Source organism: Neobacillus sp. PS3-34 (genome assembly GCF_030915465.1).
Lineage (GTDB): Bacteria > Bacillota > Bacilli > Bacillales > Cytobacillaceae > Neobacillus_A.
Window position 1 is genome coordinate 2,262,501 of sequence record NZ_CP133267.1, and the last position, 23,391, is coordinate 2,285,891.

The window sequence follows — 23,391 nt, forward strand, 5'->3', positions numbered from 1 at the left end:
CCATTGTAGCACGTGTGTAGCCCAGGTCATAAGGGGCATGATGATTTGACGTCATCCCCACCTTCCTCCGGTTTGTCACCGGCAGTCACCTTAGAGTGCCCAACTGAATGCTGGCAACTAAGATCAAGGGTTGCGCTCGTTGCGGGACTTAACCCAACATCTCACGACACGAGCTGACGACAACCATGCACCACCTGTCACTCTGTCCCCCGAAGGGGAACGTCCTGTCTCCAGGATTGTCAGAGGATGTCAAGACCTGGTAAGGTTCTTCGCGTTGCTTCGAATTAAACCACATGCTCCACCGCTTGTGCGGGCCCCGTCAATTCCTTTGAGTTTCAGCCTTGCGGCCGTACTCCCCAGGCGGAGTGCTTAATGCGTTAGCTGCAGCACTAAAGGGCGGAAACCCTCTAACACTTAGCACTCATCGTTTACGGCGTGGACTACCAGGGTATCTAATCCTGTTTGCTCCCCACGCTTTCGCGCCTCAGCGTCAGTTACAGACCAGAAAGTCGCCTTCGCCACTGGTGTTCCTCCACATCTCTACGCATTTCACCGCTACACGTGGAATTCCACTTTCCTCTTCTGTACTCAAGTCCCCCAGTTTCCAATGACCCTCCACGGTTGAGCCGTGGGCTTTCACATCAGACTTAAAGGACCGCCTGCGCGCGCTTTACGCCCAATAATTCCGGACAACGCTTGCCACCTACGTATTACCGCGGCTGCTGGCACGTAGTTAGCCGTGGCTTTCTGGTTAGGTACCGTCAAGGTACCGGCAGTTACTCCGATACTTGTTCTTCCCTAACAACAGAGCTTTACGACCCGAAGGCCTTCATCGCTCACGCGGCGTTGCTCCGTCAGACTTTCGTCCATTGCGGAAGATTCCCTACTGCTGCCTCCCGTAGGAGTCTGGCCGTGTCTCAGTCCCAGTGTGGCCGATCACCCTCTCAGGTCGGCTACGCATCGTCGCCTTGGTGAGCCGTTACCTCACCAACTAGCTAATGCGCCGCGTGCCATCTGTAAGTGACAGCCGAAACCGTCTTTCAGCTTTCCCTCATGAGAGGAAAAGGATTATCCGGTATTAGCTCCGGTTTCCCGAAGTTATCCCAGTCTTACAGGCAGGTTGCCCACGTGTTACTCACCCGTCCGCCGCTGATCACCGAAGTGATCCGCTCGACTTGCATGTATTAGGCACGCCGCCAGCGTTCGTCCTGAGCCAGGATCAAACTCTCCAATAAAGAGTGAGTGATTAGCTCATAAAGTTACGTTGGCAAATTCCGACGATCAAGATCGTCTTCATTTGGTCTTGCTTGTTTTGTTGACATTTTTGTTTGTTTAGTTTTCAAGGATCAATTCGTCCAACCGCCCAAAAGCGACTTTATAAATATAACATTTCAAGTTATCATTGTCAACAACTTTTTAATGTTATCAACCGGTGTGCACCAGCGACTTTTAATATATTACTTGATGTCTGCCTATTGGTCAACCCTTTTTCGTAAAAAGATTTTATTTTAATATTTAAAGAGTATTTCCCTCCTATATAATAAAAAAATTCCGCTGTTAATCCAACGGAAAAGAGATAAGGCGCAGGTTATTTAGATTACCCATTTCTGAATAGCTGCTAAAGCAACAAGGCCAGGGATACCGAGAAACCCTGAAACCGCTGAGGTCGCAAAATTAATAGGTACATGAATCCCATATCTGCTGCCGGCCGCATTCAAAAAGAATAAAAGCAAGGCTCCTATCAACAGCTTCACGGCCGCCTGTCCAACCATTCTTAACGGTTTAAACGGGGCTCCTGAAAAAAGCAGTAACAATATTAGACCCCCTAAAACGGAGATCACCATGATTGGTTCCAAAAAAGCTATCCCCCTCCTATGTAACTTGTACTAATAATGTATGTACAAGTTTGTAAAAAAGACCTGGAGAGGAATAGCTTTTATTATCTGTTTAATGTAATGTTTCTGTGTTTCGCTTCTTTAAAGAGAAAAAAATATTTCGCTTCTGCCAGCTTTGACTGGCAGATAACCTCTTCAGAAGGGTCAAAGCTTTTTTCCAAAAGCATTTTCTGCTGCTGCCATTCACATTTAAAATCATTCATATGCTGAAGCAGCTTTTCGTCATATTCTTTACGAAGCCAGCCCTTACGGCGAAAAAACATGATTGTTTACCCCCGGTTTTATTATATTTCCCTTCTGCCTTCCAGCGCCTTGGAGAGGGTAACTTCATCAGCGTACTCCAAGTCACCGCCTACCGGCAATCCATGTGCAATTCTCGTTATCTTGATTCCTGACGGCTTAAGCAGGCGGGAAATATACATGGCCGTAGCTTCTCCCTCGATATTCGGATTGGTTGCGAGGATAACCTCCTGCACGGTTTCATCCTGCAGGCGCTTTAATAAATTGGGAATATTAATATCCTCGGCGCCGATTCCATCCATTGGTGAAATCGCTCCCTGCAGGACGTGATACAGCCCGTTGTACTCTCTCATTTTTTCCATGGCGATTACATCCTTCGGATCCTGTACTACGCAAATGACAGTACGGTCCTTGCGTTGATCTTCACAGATATAGCAAGGGTCCTGGTCTGTAATATGTCCGCAAACAGAGCAGTACGTCAGATTCCTTTTGGCGTTGACGAGAGCTTTGGCAAAATCAAGGACGGTGTCCTCTTTCATGCTTAGAACGAAAAAAGCCAGACGTGCCGCCGTTTTGGCCGATACCTGGCAATTTCATAAAGCTGTCAATCAGCTTCGATATCGGTTCAGGATAATGCATATGTTTTATTCCCCCTAGAACATCCCTGGAAGATTCATTCCTTTAGTGAATTGTCCCATCGTATTGTTCGTTAATTCATCAATCTTTTTCAATGCATCATTTGTAGCTGCCAAAACAAGGTCTTGAAGCATATCTACATCATCCGGGTCTACTGCTTCCGGGTTGATTTTTACTTCTACAACTTCCTTATGGCCTGTCATAGTAATCGTAACCATGCCGCCGCCAGCAGTTCCTTCAATTTGCTTATCCCCTAAATCCTTCTGAGCTTCTTCCATTTGCTTTTGCATTTTTTGCATTTGTTTCATCATGTTTTGCATATTACCCATTCCGCCACGCATCATTTAACTTCAGCCTCCAATATTTTTTAAAATAGATGTGCCTGATATACTGATCAATCAACTACTTCAACAAAATCAGCACCAAATAGTTTTTTTGCCTCGGACACAAGAGGTTCTTCCTCTTTAGCCGTCTCACCGCTTTCATAGCCGTCAGCCTGCTGGCTTTGTAAGAAGCTCTCTCTGATAGCAATCCACGGTTCTTCCGGAATGCCCAGAACCGCAAGCCGGTTTCCTGTTAGCTCCTGAATGGCAGCTGTGACCGTTTCAATAAAGCGCTGGTTATCCATCGCCATTTGGCAGTGGATTTCATGTTTAAATTTAATAATAAAAGCAGAGGATGATGCCGCAACCGGCTCCGCCTCATTCAAAAGTGCTGAATGGGACTTCATGAGCCTTCCCAGCATAATACCCCACTGGCTTTTCACTTGATTTAAGTCATTCTTCGTTGCCTGTTTCAATATTTCATTTATTTTTCCAACAGGCGCCTGAAATCCTTTTCGAGAGGTTCTTGGTGCTGCCTTTTGAACTGACGGTGCTTGCTCCTGGACTGCTGCAACCCCGTTTGCCCGCAAATCTTTCAATTCGCCTTCGAGCTGCTCAATTCGATTGATCAGTTTGCTTATATCGCCAGGGGAAGCTTGTTCAGATCCCACTGCCTCCATCTGGCACAGCTTGACGATTGCCACCTCCAAAAATATTCTTGGATGGTTGGTCCAGCGCATTTCCTGCTGGGTCTTATTCAAGACATCGATCAGCTGATAAATTTGTTCATAGGATACATCCTCAGCAAGCTCACGGAACTCATCATCAAGCATGACCCTTTCGAGCGATTCCTCAAGAGCAGGTGCCGTTTTATACAGCAGCATATCCCGGTAAAAAAGGATAAAATCTTCAATAAAACGCGATGGATCTTTTCCGTGGTATAGCAATTCGTCTAACGCTTCCAGCCCGCTTGCGACATCCTTCTCTTCAATAGCACGAGCTAATTTGTTTAAGAACCCCTGTGAAACCGAACCAGTTACAGTTAAAGCATCTTCTTCTGTCACCTTATCCTGGCTGAACGAGATCGCCTGATCCAATAAACTCAACGCATCCCGCATTCCGCCCTCGGCTGCTCTGGCGATGATCTGCAGAGGCCGCTCATCGCATTGAACACCAGATTCCTCAGCAATAAGCTTCATCCGTTTGACAATTGCCTGTGCCGTAATTCGCTTAAAATCAAAGCGCTGGCATCTGGAGATAATCGTAAGTGGTATTTTATGAGGCTCTGTTGTCGCCAGTATGAACATGACATGCTTTGGCGGCTCTTCCAGCGTTTTTAACAATGCGTTAAATGCCCCAATGGAAAGCATATGCACCTCGTCAATAATATACACCTTATATTTCACTGAGCTGGGCGCATATTTGACTTTATCGCGGATATCACGAATTTCTTCTACGCCATTGTTGGATGCAGCATCAATTTCAATCACATCGGAAATCGACCCATCCGTAATTCCGCGGCATGAGGCACATTCATTGCAAGGCTCTTGAATCGGAGCCCTTTCACAGTTGACGGCTTTAGCCAATATCTTAGCGGCACTTGTCTTTCCCGTACCCCTTGCCGGAAAAAAGATAAGCATGTGATATTTTCTGTTGAAGCAGGGCATTCTGCAATGTCTGTGTCACATGTTCCTGGCCCACTACATCTATAAATTGCTGAGGACGCCAAACACGATATAATGCTTGATAAGCCATTTGACATTGCCCCCTTCCTCATTGTTATCTTCCCTATTATAACGTATCTATTTTCTTTTTTACAAAATGAAAATAGATTATTTCTTTCTATGTTTGTAATATCAAAAAAACCCATTCCTTTATCAGGAATGAGTTTTATTATAAATTATAACTGCCGTGCACCTTCCCTTGACTGACACCCATAGGCGTTACTTAAGCAGTTAGCTCGGCCAGGCAACCCTGCGGCACATGGGAGCGTCCACTTAATGCTGCTTCCTTCCGGATCTGACATGGTTCATGGATTCCCATTGCGCAGGACCCGGGCGTCAACACCACTTACTTAAGGCAGCCCTACAGTATGACAGCCTCAGGAAGGGATTCAGCCTCGCTGGAGCGGATTGCGAGTACAGGGCACCGCTACCTCCCCGCCTAGCACGGCAAAATTGATACCAAATATTAAGGCGCCATATCTGACGCTTTTTTAGTATACTAAGAATCACTTTAAAAAGCAATGTTTATTAGCTGTCAATTCCTGTATCCTTATCCAGTTCCATTTGCTTTCGTTCCTTTTTTTCCCGTTTCTTTCGTTCTCTTAAGGACCTGAAAAATTCTGATAGCATTAAGCCGCATTCTTCTCCAAGGACACCCGCCGTCACTTCACTACGGTGATTAAAACGTTCATCTTCCAAAAGGTTCATCAGTGTGCCCGCACAGCCGCCCTTAGGGTCTGCCGCACCGAATACTACCCGTTTAATCCTTGAGAGGATAATCGCTCCAGAGCACATTGGACACGGTTCAAGTGTTACATATAAAATAGCGTCTTCAAGCCGCCAGGTACCGAGCTCTTTGCAGGCGCGGTCGATCGCAAGCAGTTCAGCATGGGCAATCGCATTTTGCTCACACTCCCTTAAATTATGGCCCTGCGCAATGATCCTATTCCCCAAAACAATGACCGCACCGATAGGCACTTCATTTAAGCTTAATGCTTTTTCAGCTTCCTTTATAGCCTCCCGCATAAAATATTCATCATTATTCATATCTAATTCCATTCAATAACCACCCTTTAAGCTAGAAGGGATCCATTTTCCCCGGGACCGAAATTTATGAACATTATATCATTAATTTCTCTGCACATTCATAAAATGGAGGTAGCATATATGTGCCCAAGGAGGGAAGAAAATGCAAATTCATGTTGTACAGAGTGGCCAATCATTGGCAAGCATCGCCAGAATTTACGGAACCACAACAGCAGACCTCATTGAAGCGAATGATATACCAAACCCCAATAATCTTGTCATTGGACAGACATTGGTCGTTCCGATTGTAGGCAGGTTTTATTTTGTGAAACAAGGCGATAGCTTGTTTTCCATTGCAAAAAAATTCGCCTTACAGCCCAGCAGCTTGCGTCTGTTAATAGGATTTCCGCTAACCAGCCTCTTCAAACAGGCTTTAGACTATATATACCGCCGGCTAAAAAAAGAAAAGGAGAGTTCAACGGCTATGTTGAGCCCCGGGGCACTACTGTCTCCCCGTCACTTGAAAACAGTGCCAGAGAGGCAGCCCCTTACTTAACCTACCTTGCCCCTTTCAGCTTTCAGGCAAAAAGAGATGGGACTTTAAAGCCTCCGCTCCTGAATAACTTTCCGGCCATTGCCCGCGCCAATAATAATGTACTAATGATGGTTATCAATAACCAGGAAAATGACCAATTTAACGATGAACTGGGACGAATTCTATTAACAGATATGGCTATACAGGATAAATTTCTAAATAATATTGTTTCCACTGCCAAAAAATATGGTTTCAAGGATATCCACTTTGATTTTGAATATTTGCGCCCTGCTGACCGGGAGGCATATAACCGCTTTCTTCGCAAAGCCAGAGACCGCTTTAAGCAGGAAGGCTGGCTGATGTCCACCGCCCTCGCGCCAAAGACAAGTGCCGGACAAAAAGGGAAATGGTATGAAGGACATGATTACAAAGCACATGGAGAAATTGTCGACTTTGTTGTCATCATGACTTACGAATGGGGATACAGTGGAGGTCCCGCCATGGCTGTTTCTCCCATTGGACCAGTCAGAAAGGTGCTTGACTATGCCATTACAGAAATTCCATCCAATAAAATTATGATGGGACAAAATTTATATGGATATGATTGGACGCTTCCTTTCGTCCAGGGATCTGTCGCTAAAGCTGTCAGCCCCCAGCAGGCCATCCAGCTTGCCGCAAAATACAATGTGCCGATTCAATATGATACAAAGGCACAGGCACCTTTTTTTCATTATACGGACGAAAGTGGAAAACGGCATGAAGTCTGGTTTGAGGATGCCCGTTCCATCCAGGCAAAATTTGATTTAATTAAAGAGCTGAATTTAAGAGGGATGAGCTATTGGAAGCTTGGCCTTGCCTTTCCGCAAAATTGGCTGTTAATCGCGGAGAATTTTGATGTTGTAAAACGCCCAACCTAACACTTTTATTTTTTTCTCTGAAAAACTGCCATCCTTCGGCAGTTTTTTCAATTTTTCTACATGAAATGACTTCCTTCTTAATATTCCATATCCTTTCCTGTTGAGATTATGATAAAATATTTTCTGTGTCATTTAGAACTTGGACGGAAGTAACCATTAACAATAAAGACACCAATGATTAGAAGAAAGTGCCGGCAGACGGAGAAGGAGGACGCGCGCAATGGGGGACACACCCTTTATTACCGTTGAAGGACCGATTGGTGTTGGCAAAACATCTCTCGCAAAAGCAATTTCGGAACAATTTCATTTTGCACTTTTAAAGGAAATTGTTGATGAAAACCCATTCCTCGGAAAATTCTATGAGGACATCGATGAATGGAGCTTTCAGACGGAAATGTTCTTTCTGTGCAATCGCTTTAAGCAATTAGGCGATATTAACACTCACTATCTAAGTAAAAATCAATCGGTTGTAGCCGATTACCATATTTTTAAAAATCTTATCTTTGCCCAGCGGACCTTGAAGGATGAAGAGTATCAAAAATATTATAAAATCTATCAAATCCTGACAGAGGATATGCCAAAGCCAAATGTGATCATCTATTTGCATGCAAGCCTTGATACGCTTCTAAAGCGGATTGAAATGAGAGGCCGTGAAATCGAAAAGAAAATCAGCCCGCTTTATTTAGAGCAGCTTTCCCTCGATTATGATGAAGCGATTACGAGCTTTGAGAAAATGCATCCGGAAATTCCGGTCCTGCGATTCAATGGTGACGAAATGGATTTTGTTAAGAACCAGGAAGACTTTAACAGCATTATGGAAAAGCTGACATTATCATTAAAGCAAAGCAGCTGGACAAATACTTTATAAGACGAGGGGGATGTTAGTGAGTATCGTTATTGGCGGAATGATTGGTCTGGGAAAAACAAGTGTAGCCGATATACTAAATGATCATTTTCAAAGCAAAGGCATAGAGAGTAAGGTTTTCTATGAAACGGTTGATGACAATCCGATTCTGCCTCTCTATTATGAATTGACTGACGAAGAATTGGATGCAAAAAGAATTCCTTTCCTATTGCAGCTTTTCTTTTTAAATAAACGGTTTAAGACAGTAAAAGAATGCATTACTTGGAATGATCCTTTATATACGATCCAGGATCGCTCAATTTATGAAGACTGGTATTTTGCCCTTGTGAATAAAAATCTTGGCAGGATTTCCGAGCTTGAATTCAGAATCTATGAAGACCTTGTAGCAAACATGATGGAAGAGTTGAACGAGCTTCCAAAGAAAGCACCTGACTTGATGGTATATTTAAAAGGTTCCTTTGATACGGTAATTGACAGGATTATGGCACGCGGAAGAAGCTTTGAAATCAATCCGCAGTTAAAGGAGTATTACTTCGAGGTGTGGAAGGGCTATGATGAGTGGGTTATTAATCATTACGATGCCAGTGAAGTACTAATCATCAACATGGATAACACCGATGTCGTCAATCGCCCTGATGATGCTATAAGGGTCTGCCGCGATGTTGAAATGAAATTAAAAGAAATTCTAGGAGCAACAGCACATATTGGCTAAAGCCAGTATGTGTTTTTTTGTAGGCTGTTTTCTAAAAGATTATTGTTTTTAATAGTAGTTGATTTCCGCTTCAGGATGCTCGCTTTCCGCGGGGTGGGCGGTGAGCCTCCTCGTAGCTCAAGCGACTGCGGGTTCTCACCTGTCCCACTGCCCCCAGGAGTCTCGCACCTTCCGCTCCAATCAACTTCTTTAGCAACCATCTGATTCACTCTAAATAGCAACAAAGTACACTAAAACAGCCTTTTTGTAAGAAAAGCGGAAACGCCTGTTGAGCTAGACACCAGTACTATTAGAAAATTTAACCACATATAAAAAACCCGCTGTCAGTTAAGCCAGCGGGTTTTATCTCCAGTTATTATGCGCGTAAGTAAATCATTTTAGTAAAAAATGGAGGAGGAAGAGGGATTCGAACCCCCGCGCGGTATGACCCGCCTGTCGGTTTTCAAGACCGATCCCTTCAGCCAGACTTGGGTATTCCTCCGTTTCGACATATATTAATTTACCACATATATTTTTGAGTGTCAACAAAATAAATAACTTTTTTAAAAAAAAGATTTTCGCATCAGCAGAAGGCAGAATTCCTCCCGCTGATGCGATTATTTTTTATGGCCTGATTGCTTCCTTGTTACCCATATATGGACGGAGTACATCCGGAATGATGACACTTCCGTCAGCCTGCTGGTAGTTTTCCAAAATAGCTGCAACTGTTCTTCCTATCGCAAGCCCAGAACCATTTAATGTGTGAACATGCTCCGGTTTTGCCTTCGGATCGCGGCGGAAACGAATATTCGCCCTGCGAGCCTGGAAAGCTTCAAAATTACTGCAAGAAGAAATTTCCCGGTATGTTCCATAGCTTGGGATCCATACTTCTATATCGTACTTCTTTGCGGCTGTAAAACCAAGATCGCCTGTGCACATGCTTAGTACTCGGTAAGGAAGCTTCAGAAGCTGCAGCACTCTCTCAGCATCTCCTGTTAGCTTTTCCAATTCCTCATAAGAATCTTCAGGTTTTACGAATTTAACAAGCTCAACCTTGTTAAATTGGTGCTGGCGGATAAGCCCGCGTGTATCACGTCCTGCAGAACCCGCCTCAGAACGGAAACATGCGCTGAAGGCTGCATATCGGATTGGAAGATCTTCTCCGCGTAAAATTTCATCCCTATGCAAATTCGTCACTGGCACTTCCGCTGTCGGGATAAGGAAATAATCCTCACTTTCGATTAAGAAGGCATCCTCTTCAAATTTTGGAAGCTGTCCAGTGCCTGTCATGCTTGCACGGTTCACCAGGTATGGCGGCAGCACTTCCGTATAGCCGTGTTCATCAGAATGGAGGTCCATCATGAAATTGATTAATGCCCTCTCCAGCCGTGCTCCAAGTCCCTTATAAAACACAAAGCGGCTACCAGTTACTTTGGCTGCGCGTTCGAAATCGAGAATATCCAGTCCATCCGCTACATCCCAGTGCGGCTTAGCTTCGAATTCAAATTCGCGGATTTCTCCCCATTTCCTTACTTCAATATTATCATCTTCAGATTCGCCTATTGGAACGCTCTCATGAGGGATATTCGGGATACTCAGCATTAACTGCTCAAGCGTATCCTCCACACCACGAAGTTCATCATCAAGAACCTTGATGCGGTCACCCACCTCCCGCATTTCTGCAATCAGATGGTCTGCATCCTTTTTCTCCCGCTTGAATGTGGCAACCTGCTGGGAAACCTCATTTCGCTTGCTCTTAAGCTGCTCCGCTTCCACAATCAAATCACGGCGCTGCCTGTCCAATTCCTCGAATTTTCCAAAGTCGGTTAAATCCTCGCCGCGGTGCTGCAGAAGATTTTTTACTTCTTCAAAGTTTGCTCTCAAATGTTTTACATCAAGCATGTTCTTCCACTCCTATTTTTAAAAATAAACACAAAAAACTCCCGTCCCCTAAACAGGGACGAGAGTTACCCGCGTTGCCACCCTGGTTGACAGCAAAAATACTGTCCACCTTAAAATCATAACGGTTTTACCCGAAAGTATTTACTTACCGCTAACAGCGGCTTTCCATACCTTGCTCAAGGACGGATTCACTGATTTCACTCACCGGTTCACACCAACCACCGGCTCTCTTAAGAATGAAGAACTAGCTACTATTTCCTCTCACTGCTTTTTCGATATGATTAAATTTTGTAATTTATAATCTACTATAAATATTTACGATTTGCAACCAAATTATGCAAATTGTTTTTGCTTCGCTTCTTTTACCATTTCAATAAAATAGGCAGTCAAACGGTGATCATCCGTCAATTCAGGATGGAATGAGCAGCCAAGGTATTGCCCGTCCCTTGCAGCGACAATCCTTCCGTCATGTTTGGCAAGGATTTCTGTATTTTCCCCTGCTTCAACAATATGCGGAGCCCGAATAAACACAGCGGTAAAATCATCGCCGACACCATTGATATCCAGGTCAGCTTCAAAGCTTTCCTTCTGGCGGCCAAACGAATTTCGTTCTACGGTAATATCCATTACGCCAAGATGTGGGTCATCATATCCCACGATATTTTTAGCAAGCAGTATCAAGCCTGCACAAGTACCGAACATCGGCTTGCCCGATTTAGCGAAATCTCTTAATTCATCCATAAAATCATACTTATCAATCAAACGCCTCATCGTTGTGCTTTCTCCGCCTGGAAGAATGAGACCGTCCATATCTTTAAGTTCTTCTTTTCTTTTTATAACCTGTGCTTCTGCTCCGGATTTCTCCACAGCCCAAACATGTTCGCGAACAGCTCCCTGCAGGGCCAGCACACCTATTTTCACCATATTAATTCTCCTTACCAGCCGCGATCCTGCATACGTGCAGAAGGCGCGAGGGTAGAAATTTCAATCCCTTTCATGGCAATGCCAAGATCCTTAGAAATTTCTGCAATCAGCTTGTAATCCTGATAATGGGTTGTTGCTTCAACAATAGCACGCGCAAATTTAGCAGGATTGTCGGATTTGAAAATTCCAGATCCAACGAAAACTCCATCTGCACCCAGTTCCATCATTAACGCTGCATCCGCAGGTGTTGCAACACCGCCGGCTGCAAAGTTAACAACTGGAAGGCGGCGAAGGCGTTTAATTTCGAGAAGGATTTCGTATGGAGCTCCAAGAAGCTTTGCTTCTGTCATAAGCTCATCTTCATTCATTACCGATACTTTGCGGACTTGCGCATTCACTTTACGCATATGGCGCACTGCTTCTACGATATTACCTGTTCCAGGCTCACCTTTTGTACGAAGCATTGATGCACCTTCACCAATACGGCGTGCAGCTTCCCCAAGGTCACGGCATCCGCAGACGAAAGGAACGGTAAAATCTCTTTTGTTTAAGTGGTACTCTTCATCGGCAGGCGTTAATACTTCACTCTCATCAATATAATCAGCACCAAGCGCTTCAAGTATACGAGCTTCTACAATGTGGCCAATACGTGCTTTAGCCATAACTGGAATCGTAACAGCATTCATTACTTCTTCAACGATTCTTGGATCTGCCATTCTCGCAACGCCACCGGCAGCACGGATGTCAGAAGGAACCCGTTCTAATGCCATTACAGCTACAGCGCCGGCCTCTTCCGCAATTTTAGCTTGTTCTGCGTTAATAACGTCCATTATAACGCCGCCTTTTTGCATTTCAGCCATTCCGCGTTTAACTCGATCTGTACCAGTTTTCATCATTTTGCCCCCTAAAATTTTTTATATCTACTCCAATTGAATTACTATTAGTATTCTAATTCCAAACAAAAAAAATGAATCTATCCAAAATAAAATAAACACTAAAAAAGGATTCCTGTCAAGGCAGGAATCCTTTCTAGATATTATGCAATCTTAAAGGCCACGCTATTTTCGAGATTAGAACCAGCCTTTTACTGCGGAAGAAATGCCGTCCCATAAATCTCCGAAAAAGCCGCCAATTCCCCTCATCATAAGGATAAACCAATTTGCTTTATCTACATCATTGGCAGCAACAACATCAGCTTCGACCTTTTGCTGTCCTTCTTCAGTGAGGAAGCTTACTTTTTCGCCATTTTTAGGCACTAATTTAATATATCCGACCTTTTCCCCTTTTTTTACCGGGGCTGTGAGTTCGCCGTCTTTGTTTAATTTCTTTTTATCAAGGACGAGAACAGGCTTGTAATTTCCTTTTTCACCATTTAGGACCACCATGCTGATTGGTGTTTTTGAATAAATCTTAACGGAATCTTCTTTACCTTTAATAACAGGTAAGGTCTTGTTCCCTTTAATCTGATAGTGCTTAGGTACAAGCTCTTCTTTTGTAAAGTTGCTGAAAGCATAATCGAACATTTTTCTTGTTTCGTCAAAACGGGCTTTGTAGCCACCTTTTCCGCTATCATTCTTCGCATTTTGAACAACCGTAATAAATCGCTTTCCATCACGAGTTGCAGTACCTGTAAAGCAATAACCGGCAAAATCAGTAGTACCCGTTTTAAGGCCATCTACACCTTCATATCCGTAGACAAGACTTGGTAGCATCCAGTTCCAGTTCTCCATGTTGATTTCATCATCAGTGCCTTCACGGAATTTTTTCTTAGGTGTGCTGGCAGTCTTGAGTACTTCAGGGAAATCATTAATCAGGCGATAAGCCAGCTTGGCTGTAGCGCGGGAAGACATGACATTTTCATCACTATCTCCAGATCCTCCTGGATGAGAACCTTTATATTCCGAATTATTCAAACCTGTTGAGTTAACAAATTTATAGTCTTTTAATCCAAGCTTTTTTGCTCTATCATTCATCATTTTTACAAAATTAGTTTCAGAACCCGCAATGGTTTCAGCTATCGCAATAGTGGCACCATTCGCTGAATATATAGCCATTGCTTCGTAAAGCTCATGCAGCTTATATTTGCCATCACGGCGTAAAGGTACGTTTGATAAACTGCGGTCCTGGGAGATCTTATAGACAAGGTCACTCACTGAATATTCCTGATCCCATTTTACACGTCCATGCTTAATGGCATCCAATAAAATATATTCAGTCATCATTTTTGTCATACTGGCAATCCCTAGCAGACTGTCAGCGTTTTTTTCATACAAAACCTTTCCTGATTCACCATCAACTAAAATAGCACCGTCTGCATTTACATTTAATTGAGCCTCTGCTTCTGCTTTATGAACCCCAGAAAATAGGCTTATTGACATTACAACCGCCATAGCGCCTGCTACGTATTTCTGAAAAAACTGTTTTTTCACTGTAACGCCCTCCAACGAATTAATACACTTTGGTTATTTTAACATAAGTCATTTGTAAATCATAGACAGAGTAATTACCTATCTTATTTCCAATTTTTAAGATATTTCCCGGAAAAGTTAATTGCAAAAAAAAGAGAGGTTAGGCCTCCCTCTTTTAGGAAATAGAATAATTTGGTGCTTCCTTTGTAATCTGGACATCATGCGGGTGACTTTCCCTTAAGCCCGCTCCCGTCATTCGGATGAATTGGGCTTTTTCTCTTAAATCATATAAGTCCTTTGAACCGCAATAGCCCATTCCAGCCCTGATTCCGCCAATAAGCTGAAAAATGGTTTCAGCCAATGGCCCTTTATACGGCAGGCGGCCTTCGATGCCTTCCGGTACAAATTTTTTGTTATCTTCCTGGAAGTAGCGGTCTTTTGAACCCTTTTCCATTGCGCCAATGGAACCCATTCCACGGTACACCTTAAAGCGGCGCCCCTGGAAGATTTCCGTTTCTCCCGGGCTTTCCGAAGTTCCCGCCAGCATACTTCCCAGCATAACAGCATGACCGCCTGCAGCCAGCGCCTTTACGATATCTCCGGAATATTTAATACCACCGTCCGCTATTATGGTCTTTCCATGCTTTCTTGCTTCAGTTGCACAATCATATACTGCTGTAATTTGAGGCACCCCAACTCCCGCCACTACACGTGTTGTACAAATCGATCCAGGACCGATACCAACCTTGACAATATCCGCTCCTGCTTCAATTAACTCTCTTGTCGCTTCAGCAGTTGCCACATTCCCTGCAATAATGCCGAGCTCAGGGTAAACGCTTCTAATCTCTTTAACAGTGTCTACAACACCCTTTGAATGACCGTGAGCGGTGTCGACTACAATAACATCTACATTTGCTTTAACAAGCATGTTCACGCGCTTCATCGTATCCTTCGTCACGCCTACAGCTGCCCCTGCAAGTAACCGTCCCTGCGTATCCTTGGCCGAATTTGGGAATTCAATCACTTTTTCAATATCCTTAATTGTGATTAGCCCTTTAAGCACCCCTTCTTCATTGACCAATGGAAGCTTTTCAATCTTATGCTTCTGAAGGATTTTTTCCGCTTCTTTGAGGGTTGTGCCTACCGGCGCAGTTACCAATTTTTCTTTTGTCATAACATCGGAAATTTTAAAGGAATAATCCTGAATAAATCGTAGATCCCTGTTCGTAATAATTCCAACCAGCAGCTGCTCCTCTAAATTATTTACGATTGGAACACCTGAAATGCGATATTTTCCCATAAGATGTTCTGCATCGAAAACTTGGTGGTCAGGCGTTAAAAAGAAAGGATCTGTAATAACTCCGCTTTCTGACCGTTTAACTTTTTCAACCTGTTCAGCCTGCTGTTCTATGCTCATGTTTTTATGAATAATTCCTAGTCCGCCCTGCCGTGCCATCGAAATTGCCATTGATGCTTCAGTCACTGTATCCATACCCGCACTGATTATAGGTATATTAAGCTTAACATTTGCAGACAATTCAACATGAAGGCTTACATCCTTCGGCAATACTTCCGATTTGGCTGGGATGAGCAGCACGTCATCAAACGTTAATCCTTCTTTGGCAAATTTACTTTCCCACATTTTGCTCTTCCTCCCGAACTAAAAATTTTTATATGTAGGTTATCAATTGGACAAAGGACTGTCAAGGAAGTAGTCGTATTTCTATTTTTCAGAAAATAGGTGAATGGGATATGAAGTTGATTCATCAATTCAAAGGCTGGAATAGCCTTTCTTTCTTTTTCTCGGCTGAGTACAGCCAGGATTTTTTAAAAAAATGTTATAAAGCACACGGATTCGAAGACGCTGATAAACACAGCTTTGAAAAAAGTTATGCCTTTTTATATTATCTTGAACATGGACAGGTTTATTATGAGCAGGCTGAAAAAGCCCCTCTTATCCTAAAACCAATCCTGATCTTTTATGGACTGGCTCATCTGATAAAAGCATGTATTCTAACCATTGATCCCTTGTATCCTGAAAACACCTCTGTCCTGGCACATGGTGTATCTGCCAGGAAACGCAAAAAGCAAAACTATCAATTTTTTCATGATGAAGTAAAATTTCAAAAAAACGGACTCTTTCCTTTCATGGGAGAAACCATGTTTCACATGAAACAATTAGAAGGCGAAAAAGCCACCATGGAAGAATTACTTCGGCTGATTCCCGAGATGGATGAGCTTTTTGGGCAAATAGAAAGTCAACGAAATTTTATTAAAGTACATAAAAAGGAAAATGAATTTTTCATTCCCAAAGAAATATTGGATCAATACCATATGACAGAAAATCGTTTTATTGATTTTTTATCATCAAAATCTGAAGTGCCTGTTTCTTTCTTGAACAAGGATGAAAGACTGCTTAGCTTTTCAGTGGAAGGTAATCTTTTTAAAAAGCTTACCCCCTTCAAATATAACTTCGAGGAAAAATCGTTTATGTTTCCATTGAGAAAGACTAATAGTTTTTTATATCCGGAATTAATGGTTCATTATCTTCTTCTCTACAATCTAAGCATGATTGCACGTTATGAAACTGAGTGGTGGAGCGAACTGAACAAGATGATGCCAAACAGGGACTATCCATTTATTTATTCCTTTTTACAAACTGCCATGAAAAAGACTCCGTTTTTGATTTATCAGTTTTTGATGGGATAAGGGGTGAGGTGGTGTATTGTGGCCATTAACTTATGATGGTCATTTTATGTGGGCTGTTTTATATTTTGCAGCCCTTATCTGCACTTATTCTTCATATTTCTACACAATCTCTACTCTTTTCTACATTTCAACGAGATCTTTCTACACTAACTGGCCAATTTTCTACAATAGCTCATATACCTCTACTAAACCTATACAAGACAAGATTACCCACAGATTGATAAGCACAAAAAGAACAACCCTTATCAGGTTGTCCTTCGCTTACCTGGAACGTCCTACTCTCACAGGGAACATTCCTATTACCAATGGGGCGGCCGTCTATGAGCGGGTCTCTGCTTCAGTTTCACTCGTTCAGTCCTCGTGTACATCGTAAACTCCGGCATCTCTCCTCGCTTCCTTGGCCTCTTGACTCCTATCCACCCTCCGGTTTACACGTTGAACCCTTTTCTCTTTTTCCTACTACCTTATCCTTCGGATATTTTAAAACACAAAAAAGACAACCCTATTCAGGTTGTCTTCATCGTGCCTGGCAACGTCCTACTCTCGCAGGGACAAAGTCCCAACTACCATCGGCGCTGAGAAGCTTAACTTCCGTGTTCGGTATGGGAACGGGTGTGGCCTTCTCGCCATTATTACCAGACTATTTGGTTTGAGGTTTGTTCCCTCAAAACTAGATAATGTAAGAAGAAGAAGTAAGTCGAGTTCGCTTTGTCATAAATGACTTGGTTAAGTCCTCGATCGATTAGTATCAGTCAGCTCCACACGTCGCCGCGCTTCCACCTCTGACCTATCAACCTGATCATCTTTCAGGGATCTTACTAGCTTGCGCTATGGGAAATCTCATCTTGAGGGGGGCTTCATGCTTAGATGCTTTCAGCACTTATCCCGTCCGCACATAGCTACCCAGCGATGCCTTTGGCAAGACAACTGGTACACCAGCGGTGCGTCCATCCCGGTCCTCTCGTACTAAGGACAGCTCCTCTCAAATTTCCTGCGCCCACGACGGATAGGGACCGAACTGTCTCACGACGTTCTGAACCCAGCTCGCGTACCGCTTTAATGGGCGAACAGCCCAACCCTTGGGACCGACTACAGCCCCAGGATGCGATGAGCCGACATCGAGGTGCCAAACCTCCCCGTCGATGTGGACTCTTGGGGGAGATAAGCCTGTTATCCCCGGGGTAGCTTTTATCCGTTGAGCGATGGCCCTTCCATGCGGAACCACCGGATCACTAAGCCCGACTTTCGTCCCTGCTCGACTTGTAGGTCTCGCAGTCAAGCTCCCTTGTGCCTTTACACTCTGCGAATGATTTCCAACCATTCTGAGGGAACCTTTGGGCGCCTCCGTTACTTTTTAGGAGGCGACCGCCCCAGTCAAACTGCCCACCTGACACTGTCTCCCACCCCGATAAGGGGTGCGGGTTAGAATTTCAATACAGCCAGGGTAGTATCCCACCGACGCCTCCACCGAAGCTGGCGCTCCGGTTTCTCAGGCTCCTACCTATCCTGTACAAGCTGTACCAAAATTCAATATCAGGCTGCAGTAAAGCTCCACGGGGTCTTTCCGTCCTGTCGCGGGTAACCTGCATCTTCACAGGTACTATAATTTCACCGAGTCTCTCGTTGAGACAGTGCCCAGATCGTTACGCCTTTCGTGCGGGTCGGAACTTACCCGACAAGGAATTTCGCTACCTTAGGACCGTTATAGTTACGGCTGCTGTTTACTGGGGCTTCGATTCAGAGCTTCGCTTGCGCTAACCCCTCCTCTTAACCTTCCAGCACCGGGCAGGCGTCAGCCCCTATACTTCGCCTTGCGGCTTCGCAGAGACCTGTGTTTTTGCTAAACAGTCGCCTGGCGGATTCACTGCGGCTCTTCGAGGCTATGAACCCCAAAGAGCACCCCTTCTCCCGAAGTTACGGGGTCATTTTGCCGAGTTCCTTAACGAGAGTTCTCTCGCTCACCTTAGGATTCTCTCCTCGCCTACCTGTGTCGGTTTGCGGTACGGGCACCATTTATCTCGCTAGAGGCTTTTCTTGGCAGTGTGGAATCAGGAACTTCGGTACTAAATTTCCCTCGCCGTCACAGCTCAGCCTTCACGTCAGTGGGATTTGCCTCACTGACAGCCTAACTGCTTGGACGCGCATATCCAACAGCGCGCTTACCCTATCCTCCTGCGTCCCCCCATTGCTCAAACGATAAAAAGGTGGTACAGGAATATCAACCTGTTGTCCATCGCCTACGCCTTTGGCCTCGGCTTAGGTCCCGACTAACCCTGAGCGGACGAGCCTTCCTCAGGAAACCTTAGGCATTCGGTGGACGGGATTCTCACCCGTCTTTCGCTACTCATACCGGCATTCTCACTTCTAAGCGCTCCACCAGTCCTTACGGTCTAGCTTCAACGCCCTTAGAACGCTCTCCTACCACGGACACCATACGGTGTCCATCCACAGCTTCGGTGATACGTTTAGCCCCGGTACATTTTCGGCGCAGAGTCATTCGACCAGTGAGCTATTACGCACTCTTTAAATGGTGGCTGCTTCTAAGCCAACATCCTGGTTGTCTAAACAACTCCACATCCTTTTCCACTTAACGTATACTTTGGGACCTTAGCTGGTGGTCTGGGCTGTTTCCCTTTTGACTACGGATCTTATCACTCGCAGTCTGACTCCCACGGATAAGTCTTTGGCATTCGGAGTTTGTCTGAATTCGGTAACCCGATGAGGGCCCAGTCCAAACAGTGCTCTACCTCCAAGACTCTCACTACGTGAGGCTAGCCCTAAAGCTATTTCGGAGAGAACCAGCTATCTCCAGGTTCGATTGGAATTTCTCCGCTACCCACACCTCATCCCCGCACTTTTCAACGTGCGTGGGTTCGGGCCTCCAGTAGGTGTTACCCTACCTTCACCCTGGACATGGGTAGATCACCTGGTTTCGGGTCTACGACCACATACTCAATCGCCCTATTCAGACTCGCTTTCGCTGCGGCTCCGTCTTCTCAACTTAACCTTGCATGTAATCGTAACTCGCCGGTTCATTCTACAAAAGGCACGCCATTACCCATTAACGGGCTCTGACTACTTGTAGGCACACGGTTTCAGGATCTCTTTCACTCCCCTTCCGGGGTGCTTTTCACCTTTCCCTCACGGTACTGGTTCACTATCGGTCACTAGGGAGTATTTAGCCTTGGGAGATGGTCCTCCCTGCTTCCGACCGGATTTCACGTGTCCGGCCGTACTCAGGATCCACTCAGGAGGGAACGAAGTTTCAACTACAGGGTTTTTACCTTCTATGACGGACCTTTCCAGGTCGCTTCATCTACCCCGTTCCTTTGTAACTCCATGTTGAGTGTCCTACAACCCCAAGAGGCAAGCCTCTTGGTTTGGGCTATGTCCCGTTTCGCTCGCCGCTACTCAGGGAATCGCGTTTGCTTTCTCTTCCTCCGGGTACTTAGATGTTTCAGTTCCCCGGGTATGCCTTCAATACCCTATGTATTCAGGTAAAGATACTGTTCCATTACGAACAGTGGGTTTCCCCATTCGGAAATCTCCGGATCAAAGCTTACTTACAGCTCCCCGAAGCATATCGGTGTTAGTCCCGTCCTTCATCGGCTCCTAGTGCCAAGGCATCCACCGTGCGCCCTTTCTAACTTAACCTAAAAGGTTTTTTTCTCTTAATAATAAGAGAGAAAACTAAAATGGCGATTACTCGGTTCTTACTTGGTTTTCTTCTTTACGATTATCTAGTTTTCAAGGAACAAGGATTCTGATAACAATCAGAACATTATTGGTGGAGCCTAGCGGGATCGAACCGCTGACCTCCTGCGTGCAAGGCAGGCGCTCTCCCAGCTGAGCTAAGGCCCCGTTATGAGATGGTGGGCCTAAATGGACTCGAACCATCGACCTCACGCTTATCAGGCGTGCGCTCTAACCAGCTGAGCTATAGGCCCTCATAACAATTGATTATTATTGAGAGAATTACTCCCTCAAAACTAAACAAACAAAAAGTGGTCAACACTGTAATGTCCGTAAGGACAGTTTCCTTAGAAAGGAGGTGATCCAGCCGCACCTTCCGATACGGCTACCTTGTTACGACTTCACCCCAATCATCTGTCCCACCTTAGGCGGCTGGCTCCTTGCGGTTACCCCACCGACTTCGGGTGTTACAAACTCTCGTGGTGTGACGGGCGGTGTGTACAAGGCCGGGAACGTATTCACCGCGGCATGCTGATCCGCGATTACTAGCGATTCCGGCTTCATGCAGGCGAGTTGCAGCCTGCAATCCGAACTGAGAATGGTTTTATGGGATTGGCTCAACCTCGCGGTTTTGCAGCCCTTTGTACCATCCATTGTAGCACGTGTGTAGCCCAGGTCATAAGGGGCATGATGATTTGACGTCATCCCCACCTTCCTCCGGTTTGTCACCGGCAGTCACCTTAGAGTGCCCAACTGAATGCTGGCAACTAAGATCAAGGGTTGCGCTCGTTGCGGGACTTAACCCAACATCTCACGACACGAGCTGACGACAACCATGCACCACCTGTCACTCTGTCCCCCGAAGGGGAACGTCCTGTCTCCAGGATTGTCAGAGGATGTCAAGACCTGGTAAGGTTCTTCGCGTTGCTTCGAATTAAACCACATGCTCCACCGCTTGTGCGGGCCCCGTCAATTCCTTTGAGTTTCAGCCTTGCGGCCGTACTCCCCAGGCGGAGTGCTTAATGCGTTAGCTGCAGCACTAAAGGGCGGAAACCCTCTAACACTTAGCACTCATCGTTTACGGCGTGGACTACCAGGGTATCTAATCCTGTTTGCTCCCCACGCTTTCGCGCCTCAGCGTCAGTTACAGACCAGAAAGTCGCCTTCGCCACTGGTGTTCCTCCACATCTCTACGCATTTCACCGCTACACGTGGAATTCCACTTTCCTCTTCTGTACTCAAGTCCCCCAGTTTCCAATGACCCTCCACGGTTGAGCCGTGGGCTTTCACATCAGACTTAAAGGACCGCCTGCGCGCGCTTTACGCCCAATAATTCCGGACAACGCTTGCCACCTACGTATTACCGCGGCTGCTGGCACGTAGTTAGCCGTGGCTTTCTGGTTAGGTACCGTCAAGGTACCGGCAGTTACTCCGATACTTGTTCTTCCCTAACAACAGAGCTTTACGACCCGAAGACCTTCATCGCTCACGCGGCGTTGCTCCGTCAGACTTTCGTCCATTGCGGAAGATTCCCTACTGCTGCCTCCCGTAGGAGTCTGGGCCGTGTCTCAGTCCCAGTGTCGCCGATCACCCTCTCAGGTCGGCTACGCATCGTCGCCTTGGTGAGCCGTTACCTCACCAACTAGCTAATGCGCCGCGGGCCCATCTGTAAGTGACAGCCGAAACCGTCTTTCAGCTTTTCCTCATGAGAGGAAAAGGATTATCCGGTATTAGCTCCGGTTTCCCGAAGTTATCCCAGTCTTACAGGCAGGTTGCCCACGTGTTACTCACCCGTCCGCCGCTGATCACCGAAGTGATCCGCTCGACTTGCATGTATTAGGCACGCCGCCAGCGTTCGTCCTGAGCCAGGATCAAACTCTCCAATAAAGAGTGAGTGATTAGCTCATAAAGTTACGTTGGCTGATGCAGCATCCCGAAGGCTTGCATACATCAAAATTTGTTCTTGTTGACGTTTTTGTTTGTTTAGTTTTCAAAGAACAATTCGTGTTCATCGCTCATAAGCGACTTTAACAATATACCAAGTTTCAAGCTCTCTGTCAACACTTTTTAAATCATTTTTATAAAAACAATGTAATCAATTTGTCGACTTAGTGATTATATCAACCACCTATTTATTAAGCAAGCTTTATTTTTTTAAAATAATAATTTAGCTTTATGTACTTATCTACTTATATACATTTACTGAAATGCAGGCTATCGCATTTCAGTTTTTTAAAAATAGACTCTGTTATAACTGAATGTTGATTCCACTGCGTATGAAAAATAAACGGTAAAATTCAAGCTAAATTGGGAAATACCCATATTTCCTTAAAAATAAGGGTAGTTTTTCCGTTTGTATTATCCTAATCTCTGGATTTTGTCTTATTTAGAGCAGTTAATCGGAATATTTCCGCTTATATCCGCTTATTAAGCTTCCCCTCTAAACATTAGCAGGAAATTCTCCGCCTATGAATGCCATACCTACACAAAAATCGATACGGAGAAGGCTGAAATGGTTTGCAAACTTCTTAATGAGCAATCCGAAGAATTAGCAATTAAAAGCAAAATAGCAAGGTATAAACCCTTGCTATATCTAATGTTTTTTTAATCTCCCTAGCCTTACAAATTGCTCTACATTTTATAGTGCAAAAAGGATTACATTTTGGTTTGCATTTTCCTGTGCAAATTGACGTTTTGCGATAGGAAACGGAACCCGTTAACAATAAGTACCTCTATTATTTTAGTTAAAAAACAACATTAAAGTTTAACATAGCTTAAAAATAAAGGCTGTTTTCTAAAAGATGTTGTTTTTAGTAGTAGTTGATTTCCGCTTCAGGATGCTCGCTTTCCGCGGGGTGGGCGTAGAGCCTCCTCGTCGCTTTAGCGACTGCGGCGGGGTCTCA

12 protein-coding genes, 3 tRNA genes, 4 rRNA genes, 1 other RNA gene, 3 pseudogenes and 1 other annotated feature (1 of these 24 cut by a window edge) are annotated in these 23,391 nt (G+C 44.8%); of the genes and pseudogenes, 4 read left to right on the forward strand and 19 right to left on the reverse strand.

Annotated features, from left to right (window positions below; translation table 11 throughout):
* The 8 genes and pseudogenes from RCG23_RS11745 to tadA all read right to left on the reverse strand — a co-directional run.
* Positions 1 to 1,235: ribosomal RNA gene (locus tag RCG23_RS11745) — 16S ribosomal RNA — on the reverse strand; it reaches 299 nt to the left of the window's first position.
* 357 nt (positions 1,236 to 1,592) lie between these two features.
* Positions 1,593 to 1,856, reverse strand: a complete 264-nt coding sequence (locus tag RCG23_RS11750; RefSeq protein ID WP_308179803.1) for a pro-sigmaK processing inhibitor BofA family protein — start codon at positions 1,854 to 1,856, stop codon at positions 1,593 to 1,595.
* An 83-nt stretch (positions 1,857 to 1,939) separates the two neighbouring features.
* Positions 1,940 to 2,158, reverse strand: coding sequence for a YaaL family protein (locus tag RCG23_RS11755; RefSeq protein WP_308179804.1), 219 nt, complete (start codon positions 2,156 to 2,158; stop codon positions 1,940 to 1,942).
* 21 nt (positions 2,159 to 2,179) lie between these two features.
* Positions 2,180 to 2,774 (reverse strand): annotated as a pseudogene (gene recR / locus RCG23_RS11760) (recombination mediator RecR).
* Positions 2,775 to 2,788: 14 nt separating this feature from the next.
* The gene (locus tag RCG23_RS11765; RefSeq protein ID WP_308179805.1) at positions 2,789 to 3,115 is read right to left on the reverse strand and encodes a YbaB/EbfC family nucleoid-associated protein; all 327 of its coding nucleotides are present in this window, start codon (positions 3,113 to 3,115) and stop codon (positions 2,789 to 2,791) included.
* Between the two features lie 50 nt (positions 3,116 to 3,165).
* Positions 3,166 to 4,849: pseudogene (gene dnaX, locus RCG23_RS11770) on the reverse strand (DNA polymerase III subunit gamma/tau).
* A gap of 154 nt (positions 4,850 to 5,003) precedes the next feature.
* Positions 5,004 to 5,266, reverse strand: an RNA gene (gene ffs, locus RCG23_RS11775) — signal recognition particle sRNA large type.
* A gap of 80 nt (positions 5,267 to 5,346) precedes the next feature.
* Complete coding sequence (gene tadA, locus RCG23_RS11780; RefSeq protein WP_308180042.1) at positions 5,347 to 5,865, reverse strand: tRNA adenosine(34) deaminase TadA; 519 nt, start codon at positions 5,863 to 5,865, stop codon at positions 5,347 to 5,349.
* A gap of 142 nt (positions 5,866 to 6,007) precedes the next feature.
* On the opposite strand from tadA, the pseudogene RCG23_RS11785 reads away from it, so the two are divergent.
* From RCG23_RS11785 to RCG23_RS11795, 3 genes and pseudogenes are all read left to right on the forward strand, one after another.
* Positions 6,008 to 7,296, forward strand: a pseudogene (locus RCG23_RS11785) (glycoside hydrolase family 18 protein).
* A 220-nt stretch (positions 7,297 to 7,516) separates the two neighbouring features.
* On the forward strand, positions 7,517 to 8,164 hold the full coding sequence (locus RCG23_RS11790) for a deoxynucleoside kinase (protein WP_308179806.1): 648 nt from the start codon (positions 7,517 to 7,519) through the stop codon (positions 8,162 to 8,164).
* 16 nt (positions 8,165 to 8,180) lie between these two features.
* Positions 8,181 to 8,873 carry a deoxynucleoside kinase gene (locus RCG23_RS11795; RefSeq protein ID WP_374049828.1) on the forward strand — a complete coding sequence of 231 codons (693 nt, stop codon included), beginning with the start codon at positions 8,181 to 8,183 and terminating at the stop codon, positions 8,871 to 8,873.
* A 388-nt stretch (positions 8,874 to 9,261) separates the two neighbouring features.
* Here the strand turns inward: RCG23_RS11795 and RCG23_RS11800 are convergent.
* From RCG23_RS11800 to guaB, 6 genes are all read right to left on the reverse strand, one after another.
* Positions 9,262 to 9,354, reverse strand: a tRNA-Ser gene (locus RCG23_RS11800).
* 122 nt (positions 9,355 to 9,476) lie between these two features.
* Positions 9,477 to 10,754 (reverse strand): serine--tRNA ligase, encoded by a 1,278-nt coding sequence (gene serS, locus RCG23_RS11805; protein ID WP_308179808.1) that lies wholly within the window; start codon positions 10,752 to 10,754, stop codon positions 9,477 to 9,479.
* Between the two features lie 51 nt (positions 10,755 to 10,805).
* Positions 10,806 to 11,028, reverse strand: a binding site (T-box leader).
* Positions 11,029 to 11,087: 59 nt separating this feature from the next.
* Positions 11,088 to 11,678 carry a pyridoxal 5'-phosphate synthase glutaminase subunit PdxT gene (gene pdxT, locus RCG23_RS11810; protein WP_308179809.1) on the reverse strand — a complete coding sequence of 197 codons (591 nt, stop codon included), beginning with the start codon at positions 11,676 to 11,678 and terminating at the stop codon, positions 11,088 to 11,090.
* 11 nt (positions 11,679 to 11,689) lie between these two features.
* The gene (gene pdxS / locus RCG23_RS11815; protein ID WP_308179810.1) at positions 11,690 to 12,574 is read right to left on the reverse strand and encodes a pyridoxal 5'-phosphate synthase lyase subunit PdxS; all 885 of its coding nucleotides are present in this window, start codon (positions 12,572 to 12,574) and stop codon (positions 11,690 to 11,692) included.
* A 174-nt stretch (positions 12,575 to 12,748) separates the two neighbouring features.
* Positions 12,749 to 14,068 (reverse strand): serine hydrolase, encoded by a 1,320-nt coding sequence (locus RCG23_RS11820; protein WP_374049853.1) that lies wholly within the window; start codon positions 14,066 to 14,068, stop codon positions 12,749 to 12,751.
* A gap of 193 nt (positions 14,069 to 14,261) precedes the next feature.
* On the reverse strand, positions 14,262 to 15,728 hold the full coding sequence (gene guaB, locus RCG23_RS11825) for an IMP dehydrogenase (protein ID WP_308179811.1): 1,467 nt from the start codon (positions 15,726 to 15,728) through the stop codon (positions 14,262 to 14,264).
* 110 nt (positions 15,729 to 15,838) lie between these two features.
* Between guaB and RCG23_RS11830 the strand changes: the two genes are divergently transcribed.
* Positions 15,839 to 16,795 (forward strand): YaaC family protein, encoded by a 957-nt coding sequence (locus RCG23_RS11830; RefSeq protein WP_308179812.1) that lies wholly within the window; start codon positions 15,839 to 15,841, stop codon positions 16,793 to 16,795.
* 524 nt (positions 16,796 to 17,319) lie between these two features.
* On the opposite strand, the gene rrf is transcribed toward RCG23_RS11830, so the two are convergent.
* The 5 genes from rrf to RCG23_RS11855 form a co-directional block, all read right to left on the reverse strand.
* Positions 17,320 to 17,435: ribosomal RNA gene (rrf, locus tag RCG23_RS11835) — 5S ribosomal RNA — on the reverse strand.
* An 82-nt stretch (positions 17,436 to 17,517) separates the two neighbouring features.
* Positions 17,518 to 20,449: ribosomal RNA gene (locus RCG23_RS11840) — 23S ribosomal RNA — on the reverse strand.
* A gap of 131 nt (positions 20,450 to 20,580) precedes the next feature.
* A tRNA-Ala gene (locus RCG23_RS11845) sits at positions 20,581 to 20,656 on the reverse strand.
* A gap of 9 nt (positions 20,657 to 20,665) precedes the next feature.
* Positions 20,666 to 20,742: transfer RNA gene (locus RCG23_RS11850), tRNA-Ile, on the reverse strand.
* A 97-nt stretch (positions 20,743 to 20,839) separates the two neighbouring features.
* Positions 20,840 to 22,375 (reverse strand): 16S ribosomal RNA (locus RCG23_RS11855).
* Together the 16S, 23S and 5S rRNA genes with 2 tRNA genes alongside form the textbook arrangement of a ribosomal RNA operon.
* Positions 22,376 to 23,391 lie beyond the last annotated feature (1,016 nt).

What these genes read in the sequence shown, in the direction of transcription:
- tadA (WP_308180042.1), bottom strand. Translation starts at nt 5,865, where the DNA reads ATGAATAATGATGAATATTTTATGCGGGAGGCTATAAAGGAAGCTGAA.
- RCG23_RS11765 (WP_308179805.1), bottom strand. Translation starts at nt 3,115, where the DNA reads ATGATGCGTGGCGGAATGGGTAATATGCAAAACATGATGAAACAAATG.
- guaB (WP_308179811.1), bottom strand. Translation starts at nt 15,728, where the DNA reads ATGTGGGAAAGTAAATTTGCCAAAGAAGGATTAACGTTTGATGACGTG.
- pdxT (WP_308179809.1), bottom strand. Translation starts at nt 11,678, where the DNA reads ATGGTGAAAATAGGTGTGCTGGCCCTGCAGGGAGCTGTTCGCGAACAT.
- pdxS (WP_308179810.1), bottom strand. Translation starts at nt 12,574, where the DNA reads ATGATGAAAACTGGTACAGATCGAGTTAAACGCGGAATGGCTGAAATG.
- RCG23_RS11820 (WP_374049853.1), bottom strand. Translation starts at nt 14,068, where the DNA reads ATGGCGGTTGTAATGTCAATAAGCCTATTTTCTGGGGTTCATAAAGCA.
- serS (WP_308179808.1), bottom strand. Translation starts at nt 10,754, where the DNA reads ATGCTTGATGTAAAACATTTGAGAGCAAACTTTGAAGAAGTAAAAAAT.
- RCG23_RS11790 (WP_308179806.1), top strand. Translation starts at nt 7,517, where the DNA reads ATGGGGGACACACCCTTTATTACCGTTGAAGGACCGATTGGTGTTGGC.
- RCG23_RS11830 (WP_308179812.1), top strand. Translation starts at nt 15,839, where the DNA reads ATGAAGTTGATTCATCAATTCAAAGGCTGGAATAGCCTTTCTTTCTTT.
- RCG23_RS11755 (WP_308179804.1), bottom strand. Translation starts at nt 2,158, where the DNA reads ATGTTTTTTCGCCGTAAGGGCTGGCTTCGTAAAGAATATGACGAAAAG.